We start from the raw sequence: 19,183 nt of genomic DNA, 5'->3' as shown, positions 1-19,183 counted from the left end.
CTTATTTCTTATCAATTGCTGCTTTAACGAACGACACGAAAAGAGGATGAGGAGAAAACGGCTTTGATTGAAATTCTGGATGAAACTGCACACCAATAAACCACGGATGACTCTCTAACTCCACTGCCTCTATGCACGTTCCATCTTCTGATATGCCACTGCATAACAGCCCATTTTTTTCTAAGTCATCTTTATAATCTGAATTGATTATGTACCTATGCCTGTGTCTTTCTGAAATAGTAGTGTTACTATATGCATCCATCATTTTAGAGTTTGCATTTATATTACATTTGTATGCCCCAAGTCTCATGGTTCCACCAAGATCGTCATCTTGATCGCCAGCTAACTTAACGATTGGATGTTTACAGTTACGAAATTCTTCAGAGTGTGCATCTTCAAGCTTAACAACATTACGAGCAAATTCAATAATTGCAAGCTGCATACCAAGGCAAATTCCGAAAAATGGGATATTATTTGTACGGGCATAATTTATTGCTAATATTTTACCCTCTACTCCGTCATCACCAAACCCCCCTGGAACAAGGATTGCATGAGAATTCTGTAACTTCTCCCCTATAAGCTTTTCATTTATAGGTTTTTCTTCCTTCTCTCTTGAGTTAACCCAATTTATCTTTACTTTGACTTTATTACTAATCGCACCATGATTTAATGCTTCAACCAGTGATTTGTATGCATCAGGGAATTCGGTGTATTTTCCCACTATAGATACAGTAACTTCCTGTGTTGGGTGCCTTATGGAATGCACTATTTGATCCCATTCAGTCAAGCTTGGTTTTGGCTTACTTAAATGAAAGTGCTCCAAAATTTGCGTATCAAGCCCACATTGGCTATACAACACCGGTAACTCATATATATGACTCACATCAGGGGCAGGTATCACATTGGATAAAGAAACATTGCAAAGCTTAGCTATTTTCTCTCTTTGATTATCGAAAATTTCTTTCTCACTGCGGCATAATATAATATCTGGTTGTAACCCCGCGGAATTTAACTCTCGAACTGAATGCTGCGTTGGTTTTGTCTTTAATTCTTGCGCTGCGGTAAGATATGGTATTAAAGTTAAGTGAATCAGGATAACTCTTTGTTTTCCTAATGTGTAGTTAACTTGGCGTATAGCCTCCAAAAATGGTTGGCTTTCAATGTCACCTACAGTTCCGCCTATTTCACATATTACAAAATCTAAACCTTCCGTACCATTAAAAATGAACGATTTGATCAAATCTGTTACATGAGGAATGACTTGCACAGTTTTGCCCAGATAATCACCACGCCTCTCTTTCTTCAATAACTCATGATATATCTTACCAGTTGTTATATTGTCATCTTTTGTTGCTTTAATTCCAGTAAAACGCTCATAATGCCCAAGATCCAAATCAGTTTCAGCACCATCTTCGGTAACAAATACCTCTCCGTGCTGAGTTGGGTTCATTGTCCCAGGATCAATGTTGAGATACGGGTCAAGTTTTCTGATACGGATCTTAAAACCGTGAGCTTGAAGAAGCGCACCAACACTCGAAGCAACTAAGCCTTTACCAAGCGATGACACAACTCCACCTGTGACAAAGATAAATTTAGCTTCCTTCATTAATTTTCAAATGGAACAGAAGTAGATTCACTTTCTTGCTTTTTTTCTAATATAATTTTTTCTGCGATCGATTTTTTATGTACGTCTTTTGAACATAATCCTGACAATAGCAATGTGTTTATAATAAACAATCCAGCAACAATAGCCGTTATTCTGCTGAGCGGGTTTTCAGAAGATTTCACCGGAATCATCGAATTGACCCCCTGTTGTGTATTACTAAAACCACTTAACGAACTACTTCCAGGCGGCTGCAAGAGCACTAAAATTACTAACACAACAACCAATATTATTTGAAATATACTTAATACCGCTACTGACATTATAGATAGGGCTGAAAATAAAAATTTTAGCAGTACAAAGCACGTAAGTCAAGAACATCTGTCACCCAAATAACTTGAAATCTAAGTATGTATTTACTGCTTACCTTATTTTGATTAACATATGCATAAAACTTTGGGCTTAATATGTATCACATTTTAAAATACAAAAATTATGAACCAAAAATAGACGAAAGTGCTTTCATCGCAGGTGGTTCGCATATCATAGGCAAGGTTGAAATAGGAAGAGATGCAAGCATCTGGTTTAATTGTGTAATCAGAGGGGACGTTGGATCAATAAAAATAGGTAATGGAACAAATATTCAAGATGGAACGGTAATTCATGTGGATAGAAACCCAGGTGGTGACACAATTATTGGCAGCATGGTAACAGTGGGACATTTTTGTGTGTTGCACGCATGCACGGTGCATGATAAGGCGTTTATTGGTATGGGCTCTACCGTGATGGACCATGCAGTTGTGGAGCCTGAAGCTATGGTAGCTGCTGGCTCACTGGTAACACACGGAAAAGTGATAAAAAGTGGGGAAATATGGGCTGGCAGGCCAGCAAAATTCTTCAAAAAAATGTCGAATGAAGAAATTAAACATATTACACAATCAGCACAAAATTATATTATGCTAATGAATGAATATAAAAACTGAAGCTCGCGTCAAGTGTTTTACTTGACACGTACATTTCGGCTTAACCCTTGTTACTTCTTTTTCCCATTCTCATTTACTTCTTGTGCTTTTGCCCCATCTACTTGAGTACTAGGTAATACTGCATATGTAATACCACCGGCTACGAGTGCAGATGCTACTGCTATACCAATCATTACTAACATCTCTAACTTAACTGTACGTTCAAGTGCAGTAAATGCTATCAGTCCAGCAGCAAGACCCATACCAACAGTAGCAGTGTACCGTGCTCCATTGCCTTGTTTTAGTTGTTGAATTTTTTTGTTTTCAGCTTCTAATTCTTTATTTTCCTTCTTTAGCTTGTCAACTTCTTTCTCTTTAGCTGTTAAGTCTGCCTTCAGTTTGTCAACTTCAGCATTTGGCTGTTGTTGTTTTAGTTGTGCTATTTCTTTCTCTTTATCTGCTAATTGTTGCTGTAAGTCCGCAACTTCTTGTGTATTTTGTTGAGCTTTTAATGCTGTTATTTCCTCGTCTTTCTCTTTTAACTGCTGCTTACTCCGTTGTATTCTTTTACTTGTTGATCTTTTTCCTTTTCCTTTTTTTGACTTAGTAACACCTTCTTGCCCATTAACAGAACCTTCACTTAATGTCGTGCTATCACTAGAAACAACACTTCGATTACCTTTATTGCCCGACGTAACCTCATTATCATCGGCAACCTGCATTGTATCATTAATCCCTTCAGACACAGGCGTGCTACTCGCATCAACATAATCATTTAAAGACTCTTGATTACCAACTAAAGAACCTTGTAACGACTGCTCTGTTCCTGATTCAATAGAGTTTTTATTTATAGTTCCTTCTTGATCAGATGTTATATCAGTTGGTGAAGTTGCTCCAGGTGAAAGATTTTGATTTGAATTATGCATATTTAACCTCAATATATATAATTAACATTACATAATACCCTTAGAACCTAAGGTCAAGTAATATTTTTATCATAGCATAGAAAATTTATGTTCGTAAACAAAAAATTTTGGCGTAAAATTGCCGTATTTACTTAATTGTGCTATAGCTAAAGTAATTTAGGTTTACCGACCATCGTCATTCCGCTGCTTGTTAGCGGGATCTAGAGATACCGCGGCGGTATGACGTTGCTAGCTTAAAGTTTAAAATTGAGAAATATTTATGTTAAAAGAAAAATACGGCTTTAAAGAAGTTGAAGACAAATGCAACATATTATGGGAAGGTAGTAAAGTTTATAAATGGAATGGTGAAAAGGATAACACTTTCACTATAGACACGCCTCCACCGACAATATCAGGAAAACTCCATATCGGCCATATATTTAGCTATTGCCACACGGACTTTATTGCAAGGTTTCAGCGCATGCTGGGAAAAGATGTGTTTTACCCAATTGGGTTTGATGATAATGGGCTTCCCACTGAAAGATTGGTTGAGCAAACCTATAAAACCCGCGCAAAAGAAGTTGGCAGGGAAAAATTTATAGAGATGTGCCATGAGGTTATTGAAAAATCAAAGCAAGAATTCAAGGAACTATTTAAATCGGTCGGCATTAGTTATGACTGGGATTTGGAATACCACACGATCAGCAAGGAAACTGTGACGCTTTCACAGATGTCGTTTATTGATCTATATAATAAGGGATATGCATATAGAAAAATGCAGCCCATCCTTTGGGACCCGGTTGATAAAACAGCAATTGCACAAGCAGAAATAGAAGATAAAGTTTTTGAGTCATCCTTAAACACGATAGTTTTCTCTACTCAAGAAAATGAGCAGATCAATATTGCAACTACGCGGCCTGAGTTACTTCCCGCATGTGTTGCAGTTTTTTGTCATCCAGAGGATGCGCGCTACACCCATCTGATCGGAAAAACAGCCGTGGTGCCGATCACAGAGACAAAAGTTCCAATAATAGCTGATGATAAGGTTAAAATAGATAAAGGCACTGGGCTTGTTATGTGTTGTACATTCGGTGATGAGCTCGACATATATTGGCAGCAAAAGCATAATCTGCCGATGAAAATTATCATCGATCAGGATGGGAGGATGAACCTTCATGATGTCATTCCACCACACCCCGGCGTCATTCCAGCGCGTGACGCTGGAATCTATGAAATAAATGGACTAAAAATTGTAGCAGCAAGAAAGAGGATGATCGAAATCCTAACTGAAAAAGGACTTTTGGTAGAAAGCACTAACATTTCTCATTCTGTTAAGTGCGCAGAAAGATCTGGTGCACCACTTGAGATATTGCCTACTTATCAATGGTTTATCAAGACTTTAGAGCAAAAAGCTCAAGTATTAGATAAAGTAAAAGAATGCAATTGGCATCCAGCTACTATGCGTAAACGTATGGAAGTGTGGATAGAAGGGCTAAATTGGGACTGGTGCATCTCAAGGCAACGTTATTTTGGTGTGCCATTTCCAGCGTGGTATTCCAACCGTAAGGGAGAAGAAGGTAAAATTATTCTAGCTGAGATAAAGGACCTGCCTATAGATCCATTGAAAGATTTGCCAAAAGGGTATAGCAAAGAAGAGGTTATCCCAGATCAAGATGTAATGGATACCTGGGCCACAAGCTCAATTACTCCTCAACTAAGTGCACTAGCAGTAAACAGTGAGTTTAGCTTACCAAATCATCGTTATGATACGATATTTCCTGCAGATCTGCGCAGCCAGAGCCATGAGATAATAAGAACTTGGGCTTTTTATACTATTTTAAAGGCACATTATCATGCAAATTCTTTACCTTGGAAAAACATTATGATCAGCGGTTGGTGTTTAGCAGATGATAAGAAAAAGATGAGTAAATCAAAGGGTAACATCATTACTCCTCATGTAATACTTGAAACTTATGGAGCTGATGTAGTGCGCTATTGGGCAGCGAACTCAAGGCTTGGAGTTGATACAGTCTACTCTGAAAATATATTCAAAATTGGCAAGCGCCTCGTTACAAAACTTTGGAACGCTAGCAAGTTTGTTTCCATGTTCATGGAAAAGCATCAAACAGTAAGCATAAATTCCATCAGTGAGACGATGGATAAATGGATACTGTCTAAGCTGTACAAAGTAATAGGTAAAGCAACGAATAACCTATTACAGTTTGAATACTGCGAAGCTTTGGGCGCAGTAGAAGAATTTTTTTGGAAGGATTTTTGTGATAACTACTTGGAATTAGTAAAAAAACGCGCGTACGGAAGCAGTGAAGCAACCTTAAGTGCAAAGCAAAGTTTGGCATATGTACTGAATATTATTTTGCGGTTATTTGCACCTTTCTTGCCTTACATTACAGAAGAGATATACCACCAGTTGTATAGTTATAATTCTGTACACAATCAAAGTAATTGGCCGAGCAAAGAAGAACTTATCTACGATAAATATTCAGAGGAAATGGGAGATAATGTTATTCAGATATTAAACATTATCAGAAAGATAAAGGCAGATAATAATGTATCAGTTAAGCATCTGATAAAAAAGTTGATGATAAAAGCGAGCGTACAAGAGGATAAGTTAGATCAATCTGCACAGGATGATTTGCAGGCAGTGTGCAATGCAGAAATGATAGAGTGGATGCAGTCTGAGCTTGAAACTGAAGACGGAAAATACATAGTGAATATAGACTTATACTGATTTTTATAGCTTTACTTCCTTTAATATCCATGCTATTGTAATCATTATTAGTATGAGGGAATAATGAGGGATTTGTATAGTAAAACCAATGCACCATATCTTATAGCTGGTGCTCTTGCTACTTTGGTATTGCTTGCGTCTGGGACACTTGCTGTTGCCCCTTATGTTAAGTTCTTGTCTTCAGTTGCAGCCTTTAATGTAGCTCTTCCTGTTGCTTTGAGTTTGTCTATACTTTCTATTTTGGTGCTTGCACTTTCATGTAAAATAATTAGTAATAATAAGAAAATAGAGGTTGAGAAAAATAAATTTGCTGAAAAAGAGCAAGAGTTAGAAAGCGTAAAACAACAATCAGAGAGTAAGGTACAAGAGTTAGAAAGTAAAATAGCTCTGGGAGAAAAAGCTAAAGAAGCTGTAAATAAAGAAGTGAAGGAATTAAAAGATCAATTAACTCGAGAAAAGCAAGATTTGGAAAGCGAAATTGCAGGGTTAAATAAGGAAATAGAGCAGTTAAAGACACAACAAGATGATGCACAGCAAAAATTAGATAATGCTACAAAAGAGTTAAATAATAAAGGTAATCAAATCCGAGAATTAGAGGGTAAGATAGGTGCTCTTAATAATAAGAACAAAGATTTACACGATGAAAATACAGAATTGAGTGCAAAAGTACAAGGTCAGTTAGAACATAAGGAGAAGATGCTTTCTCTTGAATACCAAGAGTTACGTGATGAAAATGTAAGATTGAATGAAAGAGTGGATTCTTTAATGGAGGAATTATCTCAATCTCAAAGAGAAATAGATTCCTTAAAAAGGCAGTTAGATGAATTAAAATATGAAGGAATTTTAGCTCTTTCATTAAAAGAAAGAATAACAGAATTGGAAACATGTTTAGAGGAGAAAAGGAAAAAAGTAGGAAAATTAGCAGTGCAGTTAAGAAAAGAAAAAGGCAAAACTTCTTGTTTACAATCTGATTTAGATGATGTATTAGAAGAAGGACGATTGAAAAAAGAGTTAAATAAAAAAGCGCAAGAAACGATCCAGCTAGCTGCAGATTTAGAACAAAAAGAAAAACTATGCAAGAAATTAGAAGAGGAAAACAATGAAAATCTTGATAAGATCGGAGAGTTAAAAAAACTTAATGAAAAGTTGCGCGATAATAACAGTGAGTTGAAAAGTAGCGAAAAAGAGTTGGATGACGGATGCGAGGAATTAAGAGAACATAATTCTGGTTTGAAAAGAAAAGTTGAACATCTGCAAGCAGTAACTGGGCAGGAAGACGAGCAAGGTCATTCCATTTCTTCAGATATAAGCAGTGAACATTTATCAGAACTTGAAGGAATAGGTGAAAATGAGTCTGTTAATAAACAGTTCCCGAAACCAAAACCACCTTATATATCCACTCCAATAAGACCGCCATATAAAAAGCTGAATGATGCTTCATGTGATTCTGGATATACCGGTGGATGTTCTACCCCGACCAACAGCTGCCACACATTTTGAGTACAGTTGTACACTGGATACATAAAACCTTAGCTATTTTTAGCTAGCAGGCTGAAAAAGGAAAGTTTGTTGTAGGTGCAGCACTATAATTCCTCCACAGATAAGAGAATTTTAATAAATATATACAAGACTGCTGAACGTGGGGGGGGAGGGGAGTAATGAGCAATTTGCTTAGTGAGGCTAATGCATTTTATTTTGTAGCTAGTTCCTTAGCTACTCTTACGTTACTTACATCTTTAGCGCTTATTGTAACTTCTAATGTGCCTCTTCCTCTAATTCTTGCTTTAGCTACATTATCTGTTTTGGTGCTTGCACTTTCGTATAAAATAATTAGTAATAATAAAAAAATAGAGGTTGAGAGAAATAAATTCGCTCAGAAAGAGCAAGAGTTGGAAAATAAAATAACTCTAGGAAAGGAAGCTGAAAAAGCTGCAAACAAAGAAGTGGAAAAATTAAAACATGAATTAACTCGAGAAAAGCAAAATTTAGACAAGAGAGCAAAAAAATTGAATCAGAAAGTAAATGAGTCAGAAGTTGAGAGAGAATCTCTTCTTGAAGAAAAAAAATCTTTAGAGAAAAAATTAGAAACAGCAAAGAATCGTACGTTTGAAATAGACAATGAATTGGACAAAACAAGAAAGGAAATAGGTAAGCTTAATGAGCAGGAAGAGAAATTAAAACTTGAAATCTCATGTTTAAAGAAACAGTTGGAAGAAAGAAGTAGATTTATTGCAAAGCTGAAGATGGAAGTGGATGATAATAAACATTTAGAGCTAGAGAATAAGGGGTTAAATGATAGAATAGAAACGTCACGTGAAGTACAAAAGGCACTACGTGAGAAAAAACATGAACTTAGTGAAAAAGTAGAGGCATTGAATAAGGAAAAAATAGATTTTCTAAAGAAGTAGAGGAATTACGTGAAGAACAAGAAAGACTGCATGCAAACTTAGATAAGCTACAATGTAAAATTAAAGAGGTCAACAAAGAAAAGAAAAATTTATCTAAAGAATTAAAAGAGAAATTTGAAGAGTTAGATGAAGCAAATGGTTTAATTAAAAATCAATCTTTTGAGTTAGATGGGATAAGAAAAGATTGTAATAATGAAGTAAAAAGTTTAAGAAATTCACTTTTAGAACGAGACAGTCAAATAGAAGATTTTTTGAAAGAGAAAGAAAAACAAGTGAATTTTGCGCAACTGTTGATAAGATGCGTAACAGACAATATAGAAGAACCAATAAGAAATAATGATGGAAAAGCAATATTAGATACGATTCAAATATTAAAGTCTGCGTTACAAGGAGAAATTGCACGGCTTTTGCCAGACGAAACGCCTTCTTCTTCGCTGGAAGATCTTGGATATGAATCATTATTTGTCAGTCGCTCATCCACCCCGACCAAGTTGCCAAATTCACTATTGACAGAATCTTATGAACGCAGTCAGTTCAATCAGAGTGAAAGTATTTGCAAAACACAACAATGAGTCTTATTATAAGATAAATCATGCAAGATAATGAACCCAATAATATGCGCACTGGATACACAAGACTTAAATAAGGCTATTTCTCTAGCTAATGCTCTGCGTGGTAAAGTTGGCATGGTAAAGCTGGGATTAGAATTTTTTGCTGCTCAAGGTCTTTCTGGAGTGCAAGAAGTTGCAAAATGCAATGTACCAATTTTTTTAGATCTGAAATTGCATGACATTCCAAACACTGTAGCCAAAACAGTTGAAGTAATAAAAGTTCTGAACATTGAAATGTTAACTCTGCACATCAGCGGTGGAACAAAAATGCTTGAAGAAGCGCTAAGTGTAGTGCAAGGCACAAAAATAAAGCTGATTGGGGTGACAGTGCTAACTAGTATGAGCAATGAGGATTTAAACGAGCTTGGAGTAGCAAGAGAGGCAAAATCACAGGTAATTTTGCTTGCAAAGCTTGCAAAAAAGATTGGACTCCATGGAGTAGTCTGTTCTGCACTAGAAGCTCAAGAAGTGCGCCGAGAATGCGGTGAAGACTTTAAAATTATTACTCCAGGAATTCGTATAGATCCAGGTCATGACGACCAAAAAAGAACAGCAACACCAAAAGAAGCAATAAATTCAGGAGCTGATTATATCGTCATTGGCAGACCCATTACAAAAACTACAAGTAGTGCGGAGCTAATATTGAAATCCATGAAAGAATTTTAATATAATAACTTAATTTATAAAAATACTAACATATTAATTAGGAATAAGCATGAGTAATATCAATAGAATAATACGCGAAGTAATCAAGGAATTCCGCTCAAAATTACCAGATAAGGAAATAGAGGAATATTCTGGCAAATTGAATAAGCTACATATCTACCAGTGCAATAAGCATATAATAGAAAATAAGAAGCTATATCATTATACAATAAATGGGAAAACCCATGCTATGGGTCAGCATGGGCATAATTTTGTCAAGAGTTTAGAAGTTATCTTGAGGAATAAGCCACAAATTTCCTTAGAAGAGGTAATTGATTTTATGGAAAAAATAATTAATTTGGTATTGATAGTTGTTATGGAGCATTTGAGATGATATTTGAATCTCGCTCTGGTGTTACAATAGATGATGCAGTTAATTTTGTAAAAGATAGCTTATCTAGTAAATTTTATAGATTCCATGGCAGTGGGATTTTCAAAGTAATATTAGAACTTAATCCAGAGAGCTCTCTTGAAGAGATAGAGAAACAATTTAGCAAAGTAGTAGATCCTTACTTTCTTAATGCTTGGAGTCGAGAAAGTGAAAGGGCTTTTGCTAAGATATGTAGGTTATGTAGAGAAGGACATGTGGAGAGTATGCAGAAATTTGATTTTAGCAATTTTAATTTAGATCAAGATAGTGCTGGAGCATTAAGAGCACTGTTACAGTATTGTGTTGACGTTTCTAATCAAAAAGCTTTAGGTGATTCACATGAATTGCATAGAGAAGAGATGGAGGGGATATATAAATTTGATGATAATTACGATTTAAATTTAGATAGTGATCATAATGATAGTATCTGGCATTGAAATTATACTACAATAATAAAATAACTGGATAAAAATTATCACCAAAAAAATTCAAAAAAGTGCTTGACATAAAAGAACGAACATTATATAGTGTCATTATCTTTTATTTTACCTCGCTTAATTTAATTACTGGATTAAGCTTACAGTACTAAGCGTGGCACAAAGTGCCACGCTATTTTTCGGTTTACATTTTCAACAGATAAAAAATGATGCCATTTCAGTGCCAAGCACATAACTGTACGGATATTCATTTTTAAAGGTAAATTGCACAACAGATGATGTCATTCCAGTGCTTGACACTGGAATCCAGAAATTTTGCTTATAACTGAGCTGATGAGCTAAAGGTAGTTGTCTTACGCTAAAACAAACGTTTTCAATTAAGTTGCATAGAAGCTGGATCCCAGTGTCAAGCACTGGAATGACATCGTTTACTATGTACCATATTGCAATATTCGTACAACTGTGGGAAACATCTATGGATGCCATTCCTATTACCTTATTTCCATTTTTATTTCATTTTCAAAGGAGGCTATTATGTCACTTACCGATATCGCTCACCGTATCAATGAACTCGCTTCATCATGGGAGCAATTTAAATTAATAAATGATCGCAAACTAAAAGAAATTGAAAGCAAAGGGCGTGCTGATTCTGCAACAATTGAGCAGCTATGCAAGGTAAATAATGCCATTGATAGTTGCAAAGAGCGTTTAGACTTGATCGAAACTGCAGCTCAACGCCCAGAAGTAAATACAGATTTTAGCACAAGCGATAAATATTTTTCTGATTATATCCGCAAGGGAATGGAAAGCGGTTTATCACACAAAACCCTCAGTGGAGATGACAGTGATATCGGAGGGTATCTAGTTACTCCGCATATTGTAAAACGCATAAACAAGCGCGTAACTGATTCGTCCCCAATGCGACAAATATGCTCCAGTCAAAGAATCTCTACTGAAACATTGGATTACATTATAGAAGATTTTGACCGCGCCGGTGCAGGTTGGAGCAGTGAAACAGTAGATGATGAGAACGGTGGCAATAAGTCTAAGTATGATTTTGCAAAAGATACGGACACGCCCAAAATCCAAAAGATTTCCGTCACAACTTACGAGTTATATGCTCAACCACAAATATCACAAAAGTTACTCGATGATGCGTTTGTCGATGTTGAGAGTTGGCTGGTGGAAAAGATTGCCGAGACTTTTAGTAAGGAAGAAAGCGAAGCCTTCATTAAGGGTGAGGGCACTTTTCAACCAAAAGGAATTTTAGCTTATGAAAATGGAAACAGTTATAATAAAATAGAGCAAGTTAAAACTGAAAAATTAGATAGTGATTCAATAATGATGTTGTATTACTCTCTGGACGAATATTATTCCAAAAATGCGTCATTTTTGATAAACAGGAGTACGTTGAAGGATATCAGGCTGCTAAAATCTCAAACAGGTCAGTATCTCTGGCAGCCAAGTCTGTCGCTTGAAGCTCCAGATACTTTAATGGGAATACCAGTATATCAATCTGCCGATATGCCACCAGCGCCAAACAATCAGCTACCAGTAATTGCGATGGCAGATTTCAAACAAGCTTATAAGATTGTAGATAACAGAGGAATGAGAATATTAAGAGACTCTTATACGAATAAACCTTATGTGAGGTTTTTTGTCACTAAGCGTGTCGGCGGAGAGGTTGTAAACACCAGTGCTATTAAATTGTTGGAAAGTTGCGAGCAAGTACTAAAAACTTCCGCAGCATCATCTTTATAGCTGATCAAAGCAACACGTCATACCGCGATTCATTCCATAACTGTACGAACATTGTGATTTTGGCCCATCAGGAGGGTGTCATCCCAGTGCTTGACACATATAGCTAAACTGACTTAGATTTACCGACAGTTTGAAAAACAAAAATTCGTCATTCCGCTACTTGTTAGCGGAATCTATGCTGAGATATCGCGGCGGTATGACGTAGGAAAACCTTTCTTGGGTTAGCTATAGTTTGCTATATTATGTGATTTTATTTTTAGCATTGCTTCTTACATTATGTAATTTTGTTTTCCATAATGTATATTATGTAATTTTCGATGCTAAAATCTGTTATAGCTCTCAGTATGATATGAGTGATTCTCTTTTAATAATTATTTTTTAAATAGTTTGTTGGTTCATCAATTTCTTTAGGATTGATATCTACAATTATTTTTCCGTTTTTTAACAGAATAATCCGATCTGATATTTTTGTTAAAAAATCCAAATTGTGAGAAGCGATAATCATAGTAATACCCATATCTCTAACTGATTGTAATAGTTCCACAACGTCGACTATTGTTGCTACGTCTAAACCAGACGTTGGCTCATCGCATAATAGAATCCTTGGATTCATCATTAAGCTTCTGGCAAGCGCAACCCGCTGTTTTTGCCCACCGGATAGATTACTAGGGTAATCATTTTTTTTAGAGGCAATACCCAAAGACTCAAGTAGTGAATCACTTTGATCCTGAGTTTTGTTTTTAAGTTTGGGAGCATATGTAAGATTTTCCCAGACAGTCATATGTGAGAAAAGTTGAAAATCCTGAAATACAAAACCAGTACTATCATTGCATTCAATGCTACCAGAATCTAAAACTTCGAGTTTTTGTATACAACGTAACAATGTTGATTTACCACTACCAGAAGGACCAGCAAGACCAACTATAGATTGTTCTATAATCAGGTTAATATTATTAAGTACTGGAACATTATTAAATAATTTACAAACATTATGCATTTTTATCATATATACCTTTCTGTTCAATCTTTTTGCCTATATATTCAATTAGTAATACAAGAGCGTAATAATAAGCCCCAGCAAGACAAAGTGGTATAAAATAAGTAAATTGTTCTGCTGCAAGCATTTGCGCAGAGCGCATAATATCAACACCACCAATAGTAGAGATTAATGCCGTTTCTTTAAGGAGTGCAATGATCTCATTTATCATTGCAGGAAGAATATTTTTAATAACTTGTGGTAATATAATATCTCTCCACATATAGAAACTAGGTATTTGTAAAGTTTTAGCTGCTTCAAACTGGTTTTTTGATATAGTTTCAATACCAGCTCGTAAAATCTCAGCAATATAAGCACAGCTATTTAGACCAAATGCTATAATGCCAGCACTAAATATGTTTAATTTAATTCCTGCAATGGTTGGAGTCATAAAATAAACAACACTTAACTGTAATATAAGGGGGGTGCCACGTATTACAGATATAATTCCATTAATTAATGGAATACAGATCTTATTATATCTGAGTACTGAAAATAACCCTCCTAGACTCATACCTAAAAGCAGTCCTCCAATCAATAATTTTAAAGTAAAGGCAAGGCCTGTTCCAACAAACAAGAAATTAGAAATTAATTCCTGCATCAGTTATCTCCTAGCCATTTTTCTGCTATTTTTTGTATTACACCTTTACTTTCTAAACTTTTTAATGCCTCGTTTATTTTATCCTTTAAAGCAGATCCTTTATTCACAGCAATAACATAACCACCATCTAACTTGGCAGTGGCTGACCATGATAGACCAGGATTTTTTTTGCTAAATACTTTACCTTGGAATTCATCAATTAGGACGCCATCAACATGACCAGACTTTAATGTTTCTACAGCTTGATTATTATTGTCTATAGCAATAATTTGAGCTGTTGTAGGAACATGCTCTTTTAGCCAAATTTCCATGACAGTTCCTAGTTGAACGGCTATCTTCTTGCGAGTTAAGTTGTTTATACCGGCTATGGGTTTATTTTTGTGATATAGAATACCAAATTCCCCTGTATAATAACTATTTGAAAAATCAAAATTTTTTTCACGCTCTTCTGTGCTACCAATAGTAGATATAGCAGCATCTACAGAATTACTTTGCAATGCTGCAAATATAGTACTAAACTGCATATCTTTAAATATCGCTTCTTTACCTAACTCTTTTGCTACTAATTGAGCAAGCTCAATGTCAAAGCCAGTAAATTTACCATTTTCATAATATTCAAAAGGTGGATAATCTGCAGAAATTGCAAATCTAATGATATTATCGTGTTTATTTTCCTTGCATCCTGTTAATAGAATACTTATCACTATAATAGCATTTAAAATATATTTTTTCATATTACTAATTTATATTCATATTTTATTCATCTTATGAATATAGACATTAAAAATTGAATAGTCAAGAAATAATGAATATAATTTCAAATATACTTATTACATATTCAATATGAGGAAAATGCATAATGCATGACAATACACTAGGTGAACATATTTTAAATATTATTCAAAATCACGAAATTTTAGAGCAGAGCGATTTACAGATCTTGCTTAAAGAAAGAGGGCACAACATTCCTCAGGCTACTTTATCAAGAAAATTAAAAAAACTTAAAATTGCCAAAGTTGCTGGTATGTATAAAGTAATTGACATCAACCAATATCGATTACCATTAATACTTAATATGCAAATTTCGGATTTTGGTTTAATAGTACTACACACTCAACCAGGACAAGCTAGCAGCCTAGCTTACTTTCTAGATCAGAAGTATGTTATTTATTCATTAAATAATAGCAAAAACATAGGAATTATAGGAACTATAGCAGGTGATGATACAGTATTATTGATCATCAAAAGTAAGGCTGAACTTAACAAAGTATTACAATCAATTTATGAAACATTTCCATATTTAAGTCCTGAATAAGAATGTTGTAAGTTAAAAATGTGATATAAAGGAGATAAGAGGGATTTCTTTGTTTAAATCTTTGTCTTCTTTTTTTCAATATACCTACATATCAGAATGGACAATTCATATAGAATCAGCATAGGTATTGCAAGCCCTACTTGGCTTAATACATCAGGTGGAGTTAAGATTGCAGCGATAATAAAAATTACCACTATTGCAATTCTACGTTTATTTGACAAACTTTGTGCAGTCAGTAGCCCAACTCTCACCATTAATGTGAGTATTACTGGAATTTGAAATGCAGTGCCAAAAGCAAACATAAATTGGAGAACGAGGTCTAAATATTCGCTAACTGATGGCATAAGCTCTATTGGTATACCGAAAGATTTCCCACTATGTTCAAAAGTGATGAAAAACTTCCAGGCTAAAGGAAATATATAGTAATAGACTACAGTAGCTCCCGTTACAAATAAAACCGGTGTTGCAATCAAGTATGGCAACAACACTGCCCTTTCACTTTTATATAACCCAGGTGCTAAGAACATATAAAATTGCCATGCAAACACAGGAAAAGAAAACAAAAGTGCGCTCATTATTGCAACTTGGAGATACACAAAAAATGCCTCTGTTAAGTCTGTGTAAATTAAAGAAAAACCTTCGCTACCTTTTGTTGCTTCTATTAAAGGTGCGAGTAAAAAACGGTATATATTTTCCTTAAAGTAATAACAAAAACCAAAAGCAACGCAAAAAAATAGAAAGCAAAAGATAACTCTTTTTCTGAGTTCCGCAAAGTGCTCATAAAATGAGGCGTATTTGCTTGAGTTCCAGTTCATACTTTACTATAGCTCAATAATGCTATGTCTAACATTCTCAGCGAAAAAGCCCACTCATTGTCATACCACGCTGCAACCCTGCATATATCACCTGTAACATATGTACCAGTTAAATCCACAATTGCACTATAAGGGTTATGCACAAAATCTATTGAGACTAAAGGTTCCTCGCATATAGAAAGTACATTTGACATTGGATAACCCTCTGTCATCCTAGTACCCTCTGATGTCATCCGAGTAGCTGACACTGGGATCCAGAAATTAGATTCCAGCGTCATGCGCTGGAATGACGTAGAGGAGAGAGCTGCATCCTTAAATATTTCATTGATTTCTTCAACGGTCGCTTTCTTATCAGTCGTAAATTTAAAATCAACCATAGAAACATTGCTAACTGGAACTCTGACGGCAGTGCCATCTAGTTTTCCTTTTAATTCAGGGATGACAGAACCAATTGTTTTTGCTGCCCCGGTTGTAGTTGGCACCATAGATAATCCGCAAGCCCTTGCTCTACGCAAATCTTTATGATTACCATCAAGAACATTTTGATCATTCGTGTAGGCATGTATAGTAGTCATAAAACCGCTTTTTATACCTAAACTGGAGTGTAGGACTTTCACAATCGGAGCAAGGCAATTTGTAGTGCAAGAACCTGCTGATATCACTTTATGCTCTTTTTCGAGCATATCGTCATTCACACCATAAACTATAGTGACATCAGCATCCGGAACTGGAGCAGAGACAATTACTTTCTCTGCATTGTGCCTTATTGCTTCTTCACGTTTATTGAATGCACCAGTACATTCAAGTATTACATCAACATTCCAAGGAATATTTTCAGGATTCCGCTCTCTATATAAAGAAAACTTTTTGCCATTTATAGAAATCCAATTTTGAGACTCATTAAAATCAATATCACCACTGAATTTGCCATGAACAGAATCATATTTAATCAAATGTGCATGCTGCTTTGCACTGAGCGATCCATTGACAGCTACAACTTCTATTTGTTTGCTATATTCTTCTATTTCGAAAATAGCACGCAATACGCCTCTGCCTATTCTACCCAGACCATTAATTCCTACGCGAACCGTCATCTCTTCATTCAAAAAATTTAATTATAGAGGATATCACTTGATATTTCATTTTATTCTTTTGACTGCTAATTGGCAGTTTTAACCTTAATATATTAATATTCACCTTGACTAAAGAACTATAATACTGTATCATTTTATCAATAGTATTGAAACTTTAATAGGAGGCTAATTATGTTATTACAGAGGATCATTATAGATCAATTAGAAAAAATTTCAGGCCAATCATTTCTACACAAACTTGCTACCGATAAAGAATATTTTAAGGAAGTGTCAAGGTATTTGGAAGAAAATCATAAGATGAGCTTAGAAGAGTTTATAATTAGCGTTTATAGATCAAGTGGAGGAGATGTCAATTTTCGTGATTATAAGGATGAGACAGCATTATATTCTGCATCAGAAAACGACAATCAAGATATGGTTCGTATTTTAACATCATGTGGTATAAGCATTGATGACTTTAATTGTGAAATTAGTAATAGAATACAGGAAAAATCTGAACAATCTAGGAGAATTTCATTAAGTAATAATGCTAATGTTTCACATATCTACGAAATAATACGCAGAATTACTAATATAAGAGATGCTTTCCAACATTTGGACCCTTAGACACAGTGATAAGAGACCTTTTATTGTTGGGTGTATTACTAGCTTTGTGAGTTTGATGGCTATTAATGCTATTAAAGGTAATTACTATAATGGTCCTGGTAGTCTTACTTGCATTCCTGTTTTCCATGCCAACATGTCAAACTTTTCTGATTTTACTACTGATAGAATTAATACCTTTGCTAGCTTTATTATTGGAACAATAGCATATAAGGCCGCACAAAACATTTCTACGTTAGTAAGAGATGTTTCTAGTTTACTCCATAATAGATTGGAAGTGCAAAAAAATGAATCAGAAATCGCTAGATATAAAAAAATACAAGAGAACGTTATCTCTATTCTGTCAGAAGTAAAAGTAGGATCAAATTTGTCTAGAGATATCAATTGTTGATGTTACCTGAGTACAGATTTTTCTCATATCTCAATACTTTCTAGACTGTTATTGAGTGCTTTCACATCTGAGTTTTCCTACTGTCATCCCAGCGCGTGACGCTGGGATCTTTATTGCTTTCATAGTCTCATTTATTATTTTGTAACTAAAAAAAATACTTTCCCTTTTTAGAGAACTGCATATAATAGATTTGACATTGCAGTGCGTTGTGCAAACAGAATTCCCAATACTATAACCTACAGGAGGCCTTATGAATAAGAAATTTCTCTATTCACCATTGTCAATAAAAAGTATAGGAGAAAACGGTGTATTTTCTGGTTATGCGAGCGTTTTTAACATAGTTGATAAACAAAATGATCTGATATTGCCCGGAGCATTTAAGGAAAATTTAAACAGAAATAAAATAAAACTCCTTTGGCAGCATAATCCTGACGAACCTATAGGTAGCATCATAGATATTTATGAAAATGATGTTGGCCTGTATATAACCGCACATTTACTTTTGGGTATTCAGAAAGCAGAAGAAGTGTATTTGATGCTCAAAACTGGGGCAATTAACGGACTTTCCATCGGCTATATACCTATAGAGTATGATGTTGATCATAAAAGTGGAGCTAGAGTGTTAAAACAAGTGGAATTATGGGAAGTCAGTTTGGTCACTTTTCCTGCAAACTTGGCTGCTCAGGTAATCAATGTGAAAAATCAGAACAATGAACAGGAAGTGTTAGCAAGAGCGATAGAAAAAGCAAATGCTGTACTTGCAGACATGTACATTTCTGCTTAAAGTGTATTAGGCGGGCAAAGACTTTACCATAAT

At 35.1% G+C, this 19,183-nt stretch carries 22 protein-coding genes; 13 read left to right on the top strand and 9 right to left on the bottom strand.

The window, feature by feature from the left end; all coding sequences use genetic code 11:
* Position 1 precedes the first annotated feature (1 nt).
* Positions 2–1,606, bottom strand: a complete 1,605-nt coding sequence (locus OPR39_RS02105) for a CTP synthase (protein ID WP_015588967.1) — start codon at positions 1,604–1,606, stop codon at positions 2–4.
* Positions 1,606–1,926, bottom strand: coding sequence for a preprotein translocase subunit SecG (gene secG / locus OPR39_RS02100; RefSeq protein ID WP_007548880.1), 321 nt, complete (start codon positions 1,924–1,926; stop codon positions 1,606–1,608). The genes OPR39_RS02105 and secG overlap by 1 nt, the downstream gene beginning before the upstream one ends.
* Before the next feature lie 144 nt (positions 1,927–2,070).
* Between secG and OPR39_RS02095 the strand changes: the two genes are divergently transcribed.
* A complete protein-coding gene (locus OPR39_RS02095) occupies positions 2,071–2,586 on the top strand; it encodes a gamma carbonic anhydrase family protein (protein ID WP_141457186.1) in 516 nt (171 codons plus the stop codon).
* Positions 2,587–2,636: 50 nt separating this feature from the next.
* Here OPR39_RS02095 and OPR39_RS02090 read toward each other — a convergent pair whose 3' ends face one another.
* On the bottom strand, positions 2,637–3,491 hold the full coding sequence (locus OPR39_RS02090) for a hypothetical protein (protein ID WP_209452300.1): 855 nt from the start codon (positions 3,489–3,491) through the stop codon (positions 2,637–2,639).
* Positions 3,492–3,750: 259 nt separating this feature from the next.
* Between OPR39_RS02090 and OPR39_RS02085 the strand changes: the two genes are divergently transcribed.
* The 7 genes from OPR39_RS02085 (at position 3,751) to OPR39_RS02055 (ending at position 10,750) form a co-directional block, all read left to right on the top strand.
* Entirely contained in the window at positions 3,751–6,219 is a 2,469-nt protein-coding gene (locus OPR39_RS02085) for a valine--tRNA ligase (RefSeq protein WP_174516760.1), read from the top strand.
* Positions 6,220–6,282: 63 nt separating this feature from the next.
* Positions 6,283–7,719 (top strand): hypothetical protein, encoded by a 1,437-nt coding sequence (locus tag OPR39_RS02080; RefSeq protein WP_265038968.1) that lies wholly within the window; start codon positions 6,283–6,285, stop codon positions 7,717–7,719.
* Between the two features lie 158 nt (positions 7,720–7,877).
* Positions 7,878–8,627, top strand: a complete 750-nt coding sequence (locus OPR39_RS02075; protein ID WP_265038965.1) for a coiled-coil domain-containing protein — start codon at positions 7,878–7,880, stop codon at positions 8,625–8,627.
* Between the two features lie 251 nt (positions 8,628–8,878).
* Positions 8,879–9,199 carry a hypothetical protein gene (locus OPR39_RS02070; protein ID WP_010082621.1) on the top strand — a complete coding sequence of 107 codons (321 nt, stop codon included), beginning with the start codon at positions 8,879–8,881 and terminating at the stop codon, positions 9,197–9,199.
* Positions 9,200–9,229: 30 nt separating this feature from the next.
* Positions 9,230–9,904 (top strand): orotidine-5'-phosphate decarboxylase, encoded by a 675-nt coding sequence (pyrF, locus tag OPR39_RS02065; RefSeq protein ID WP_006280567.1) that lies wholly within the window; start codon positions 9,230–9,232, stop codon positions 9,902–9,904.
* 49 nt (positions 9,905–9,953) lie between these two features.
* Positions 9,954–10,277 carry a hypothetical protein gene (locus OPR39_RS02060; RefSeq protein ID WP_265038962.1) on the top strand — a complete coding sequence of 108 codons (324 nt, stop codon included), beginning with the start codon at positions 9,954–9,956 and terminating at the stop codon, positions 10,275–10,277.
* On the top strand, positions 10,274–10,750 hold the full coding sequence (locus tag OPR39_RS02055; RefSeq protein WP_246039523.1) for a hypothetical protein: 477 nt from the start codon (positions 10,274–10,276) through the stop codon (positions 10,748–10,750). The genes OPR39_RS02060 and OPR39_RS02055 overlap by 4 nt, the downstream gene beginning before the upstream one ends.
* Positions 10,751–10,942: 192 nt before the next feature.
* Here OPR39_RS02055 and OPR39_RS02050 read toward each other — a convergent pair whose 3' ends face one another.
* On the bottom strand, positions 10,943–11,236 hold the full coding sequence (locus OPR39_RS02050) for a hypothetical protein (protein WP_265038959.1): 294 nt from the start codon (positions 11,234–11,236) through the stop codon (positions 10,943–10,945).
* 48 nt (positions 11,237–11,284) lie between these two features.
* On the opposite strand from OPR39_RS02050, the gene OPR39_RS02045 reads away from it, so the two are divergent.
* Positions 11,285–12,511, top strand: a complete 1,227-nt coding sequence (locus tag OPR39_RS02045) for a phage major capsid protein (RefSeq protein WP_265038958.1) — start codon at positions 11,285–11,287, stop codon at positions 12,509–12,511.
* 364 nt (positions 12,512–12,875) lie between these two features.
* Here OPR39_RS02045 and OPR39_RS02040 read toward each other — a convergent pair whose 3' ends face one another.
* The 3 genes from OPR39_RS02040 to OPR39_RS02030 are packed head-to-tail and all read right to left on the bottom strand — an operon-like array spanning position 12,876 to position 14,882.
* Positions 12,876–13,517, bottom strand: a complete 642-nt coding sequence (locus OPR39_RS02040) for an amino acid ABC transporter ATP-binding protein (protein WP_010962606.1) — start codon at positions 13,515–13,517, stop codon at positions 12,876–12,878.
* The gene (locus OPR39_RS02035; protein WP_007548901.1) at positions 13,501–14,148 is read right to left on the bottom strand and encodes an amino acid ABC transporter permease; all 648 of its coding nucleotides are present in this window, start codon (positions 14,146–14,148) and stop codon (positions 13,501–13,503) included. The genes OPR39_RS02040 and OPR39_RS02035 overlap by 17 nt, the downstream gene beginning before the upstream one ends.
* On the bottom strand, positions 14,148–14,882 hold the full coding sequence (locus OPR39_RS02030) for an ABC transporter substrate-binding protein (protein ID WP_015588976.1): 735 nt from the start codon (positions 14,880–14,882) through the stop codon (positions 14,148–14,150). Before OPR39_RS02030 ends, OPR39_RS02035 begins: the two co-directional genes overlap by 1 nt.
* Positions 14,883–15,007: 125 nt before the next feature.
* Here OPR39_RS02030 and OPR39_RS02025 point away from each other — a divergent pair, with 125 nt between their 5' ends.
* The gene (locus OPR39_RS02025; RefSeq protein WP_015588977.1) at positions 15,008–15,463 is read left to right on the top strand and encodes an arginine repressor; all 456 of its coding nucleotides are present in this window, start codon (positions 15,008–15,010) and stop codon (positions 15,461–15,463) included.
* 53 nt (positions 15,464–15,516) lie between these two features.
* Here OPR39_RS02025 and tatC read toward each other — a convergent pair whose 3' ends face one another.
* Positions 15,517–16,278, bottom strand: a complete 762-nt coding sequence (gene tatC, locus OPR39_RS02020) for a twin-arginine translocase subunit TatC (protein ID WP_265038957.1) — start codon at positions 16,276–16,278, stop codon at positions 15,517–15,519.
* Positions 16,275–17,372: a type I glyceraldehyde-3-phosphate dehydrogenase gene (locus OPR39_RS02015; protein ID WP_174516762.1), complete on the bottom strand. Its 1,098-nt coding sequence runs from the start codon at positions 17,370–17,372 to the stop codon at positions 16,275–16,277. Before OPR39_RS02015 ends, tatC begins: the two co-directional genes overlap by 4 nt.
* A gap of 171 nt (positions 17,373–17,543) precedes the next feature.
* Here OPR39_RS02015 and OPR39_RS02010 point away from each other — a divergent pair, with 171 nt between their 5' ends.
* The 3 genes from OPR39_RS02010 (at position 17,544) to OPR39_RS02000 (ending at position 19,150) form a co-directional block, all read left to right on the top strand.
* Entirely contained in the window at positions 17,544–17,978 is a 435-nt protein-coding gene (locus OPR39_RS02010; RefSeq protein WP_015588980.1) for an ankyrin repeat domain-containing protein, read from the top strand.
* Between the two features lie 55 nt (positions 17,979–18,033).
* On the top strand, positions 18,034–18,366 hold the full coding sequence (locus tag OPR39_RS02005; RefSeq protein ID WP_044471216.1) for a hypothetical protein: 333 nt from the start codon (positions 18,034–18,036) through the stop codon (positions 18,364–18,366).
* A 250-nt stretch (positions 18,367–18,616) separates the two neighbouring features.
* Positions 18,617–19,150 carry an HK97 family phage prohead protease gene (locus OPR39_RS02000; protein ID WP_006280514.1) on the top strand — a complete coding sequence of 178 codons (534 nt, stop codon included), beginning with the start codon at positions 18,617–18,619 and terminating at the stop codon, positions 19,148–19,150.
* Positions 19,151–19,183 lie beyond the last annotated feature (33 nt).

It is taken from the genome of Wolbachia endosymbiont (group A) of Yponomeuta plumbellus (assembly GCF_947251575.1).
Taxonomy (GTDB): Bacteria; Pseudomonadota; Alphaproteobacteria; order Rickettsiales; family Anaplasmataceae; genus Wolbachia; species Wolbachia pipientis.
This window is presented reverse-complemented; position numbering and strand designations above follow the sequence as displayed.

What these genes read in the sequence shown, in the direction of transcription:
- OPR39_RS02105 (WP_015588967.1), bottom strand. Translation starts at nt 1,606, where the DNA reads ATGAAGGAAGCTAAATTTATCTTTGTCACAGGTGGAGTTGTGTCATCG.
- secG (WP_007548880.1), bottom strand. Translation starts at nt 1,926, where the DNA reads ATGTCAGTAGCGGTATTAAGTATATTTCAAATAATATTGGTTGTTGTG.
- OPR39_RS02095 (WP_141457186.1), top strand. Translation starts at nt 2,071, where the DNA reads ATGTATCACATTTTAAAATACAAAAATTATGAACCAAAAATAGACGAA.
- OPR39_RS02090 (WP_209452300.1), bottom strand. Translation starts at nt 3,491, where the DNA reads ATGCATAATTCAAATCAAAATCTTTCACCTGGAGCAACTTCACCAACT.
- OPR39_RS02085 (WP_174516760.1), top strand. Translation starts at nt 3,751, where the DNA reads ATGTTAAAAGAAAAATACGGCTTTAAAGAAGTTGAAGACAAATGCAAC.
- OPR39_RS02080 (WP_265038968.1), top strand. Translation starts at nt 6,283, where the DNA reads ATGAGGGATTTGTATAGTAAAACCAATGCACCATATCTTATAGCTGGT.
- OPR39_RS02075 (WP_265038965.1), top strand. Translation starts at nt 7,878, where the DNA reads ATGAGCAATTTGCTTAGTGAGGCTAATGCATTTTATTTTGTAGCTAGT.
- pyrF (WP_006280567.1), top strand. Translation starts at nt 9,230, where the DNA reads ATGAACCCAATAATATGCGCACTGGATACACAAGACTTAAATAAGGCT.
- OPR39_RS02060 (WP_265038962.1), top strand. Translation starts at nt 9,954, where the DNA reads ATGAGTAATATCAATAGAATAATACGCGAAGTAATCAAGGAATTCCGC.
- OPR39_RS02055 (WP_246039523.1), top strand. Translation starts at nt 10,274, where the DNA reads ATGATATTTGAATCTCGCTCTGGTGTTACAATAGATGATGCAGTTAAT.
- OPR39_RS02050 (WP_265038959.1), bottom strand. Translation starts at nt 11,236, where the DNA reads ATGGCATCCATAGATGTTTCCCACAGTTGTACGAATATTGCAATATGG.
- OPR39_RS02045 (WP_265038958.1), top strand. Translation starts at nt 11,285, where the DNA reads ATGTCACTTACCGATATCGCTCACCGTATCAATGAACTCGCTTCATCA.
- OPR39_RS02040 (WP_010962606.1), bottom strand. Translation starts at nt 13,517, where the DNA reads ATGATAAAAATGCATAATGTTTGTAAATTATTTAATAATGTTCCAGTA.
- OPR39_RS02035 (WP_007548901.1), bottom strand. Translation starts at nt 14,148, where the DNA reads ATGCAGGAATTAATTTCTAATTTCTTGTTTGTTGGAACAGGCCTTGCC.
- OPR39_RS02030 (WP_015588976.1), bottom strand. Translation starts at nt 14,882, where the DNA reads ATGAAAAAATATATTTTAAATGCTATTATAGTGATAAGTATTCTATTA.
- OPR39_RS02025 (WP_015588977.1), top strand. Translation starts at nt 15,008, where the DNA reads ATGCATGACAATACACTAGGTGAACATATTTTAAATATTATTCAAAAT.
- tatC (WP_265038957.1), bottom strand. Translation starts at nt 16,278, where the DNA reads ATGAACTGGAACTCAAGCAAATACGCCTCATTTTATGAGCACTTTGCG.
- OPR39_RS02015 (WP_174516762.1), bottom strand. Translation starts at nt 17,372, where the DNA reads ATGACGGTTCGCGTAGGAATTAATGGTCTGGGTAGAATAGGCAGAGGC.
- OPR39_RS02010 (WP_015588980.1), top strand. Translation starts at nt 17,544, where the DNA reads ATGTTATTACAGAGGATCATTATAGATCAATTAGAAAAAATTTCAGGC.
- OPR39_RS02005 (WP_044471216.1), top strand. Translation starts at nt 18,034, where the DNA reads ATGGCTATTAATGCTATTAAAGGTAATTACTATAATGGTCCTGGTAGT.
- OPR39_RS02000 (WP_006280514.1), top strand. Translation starts at nt 18,617, where the DNA reads ATGAATAAGAAATTTCTCTATTCACCATTGTCAATAAAAAGTATAGGA.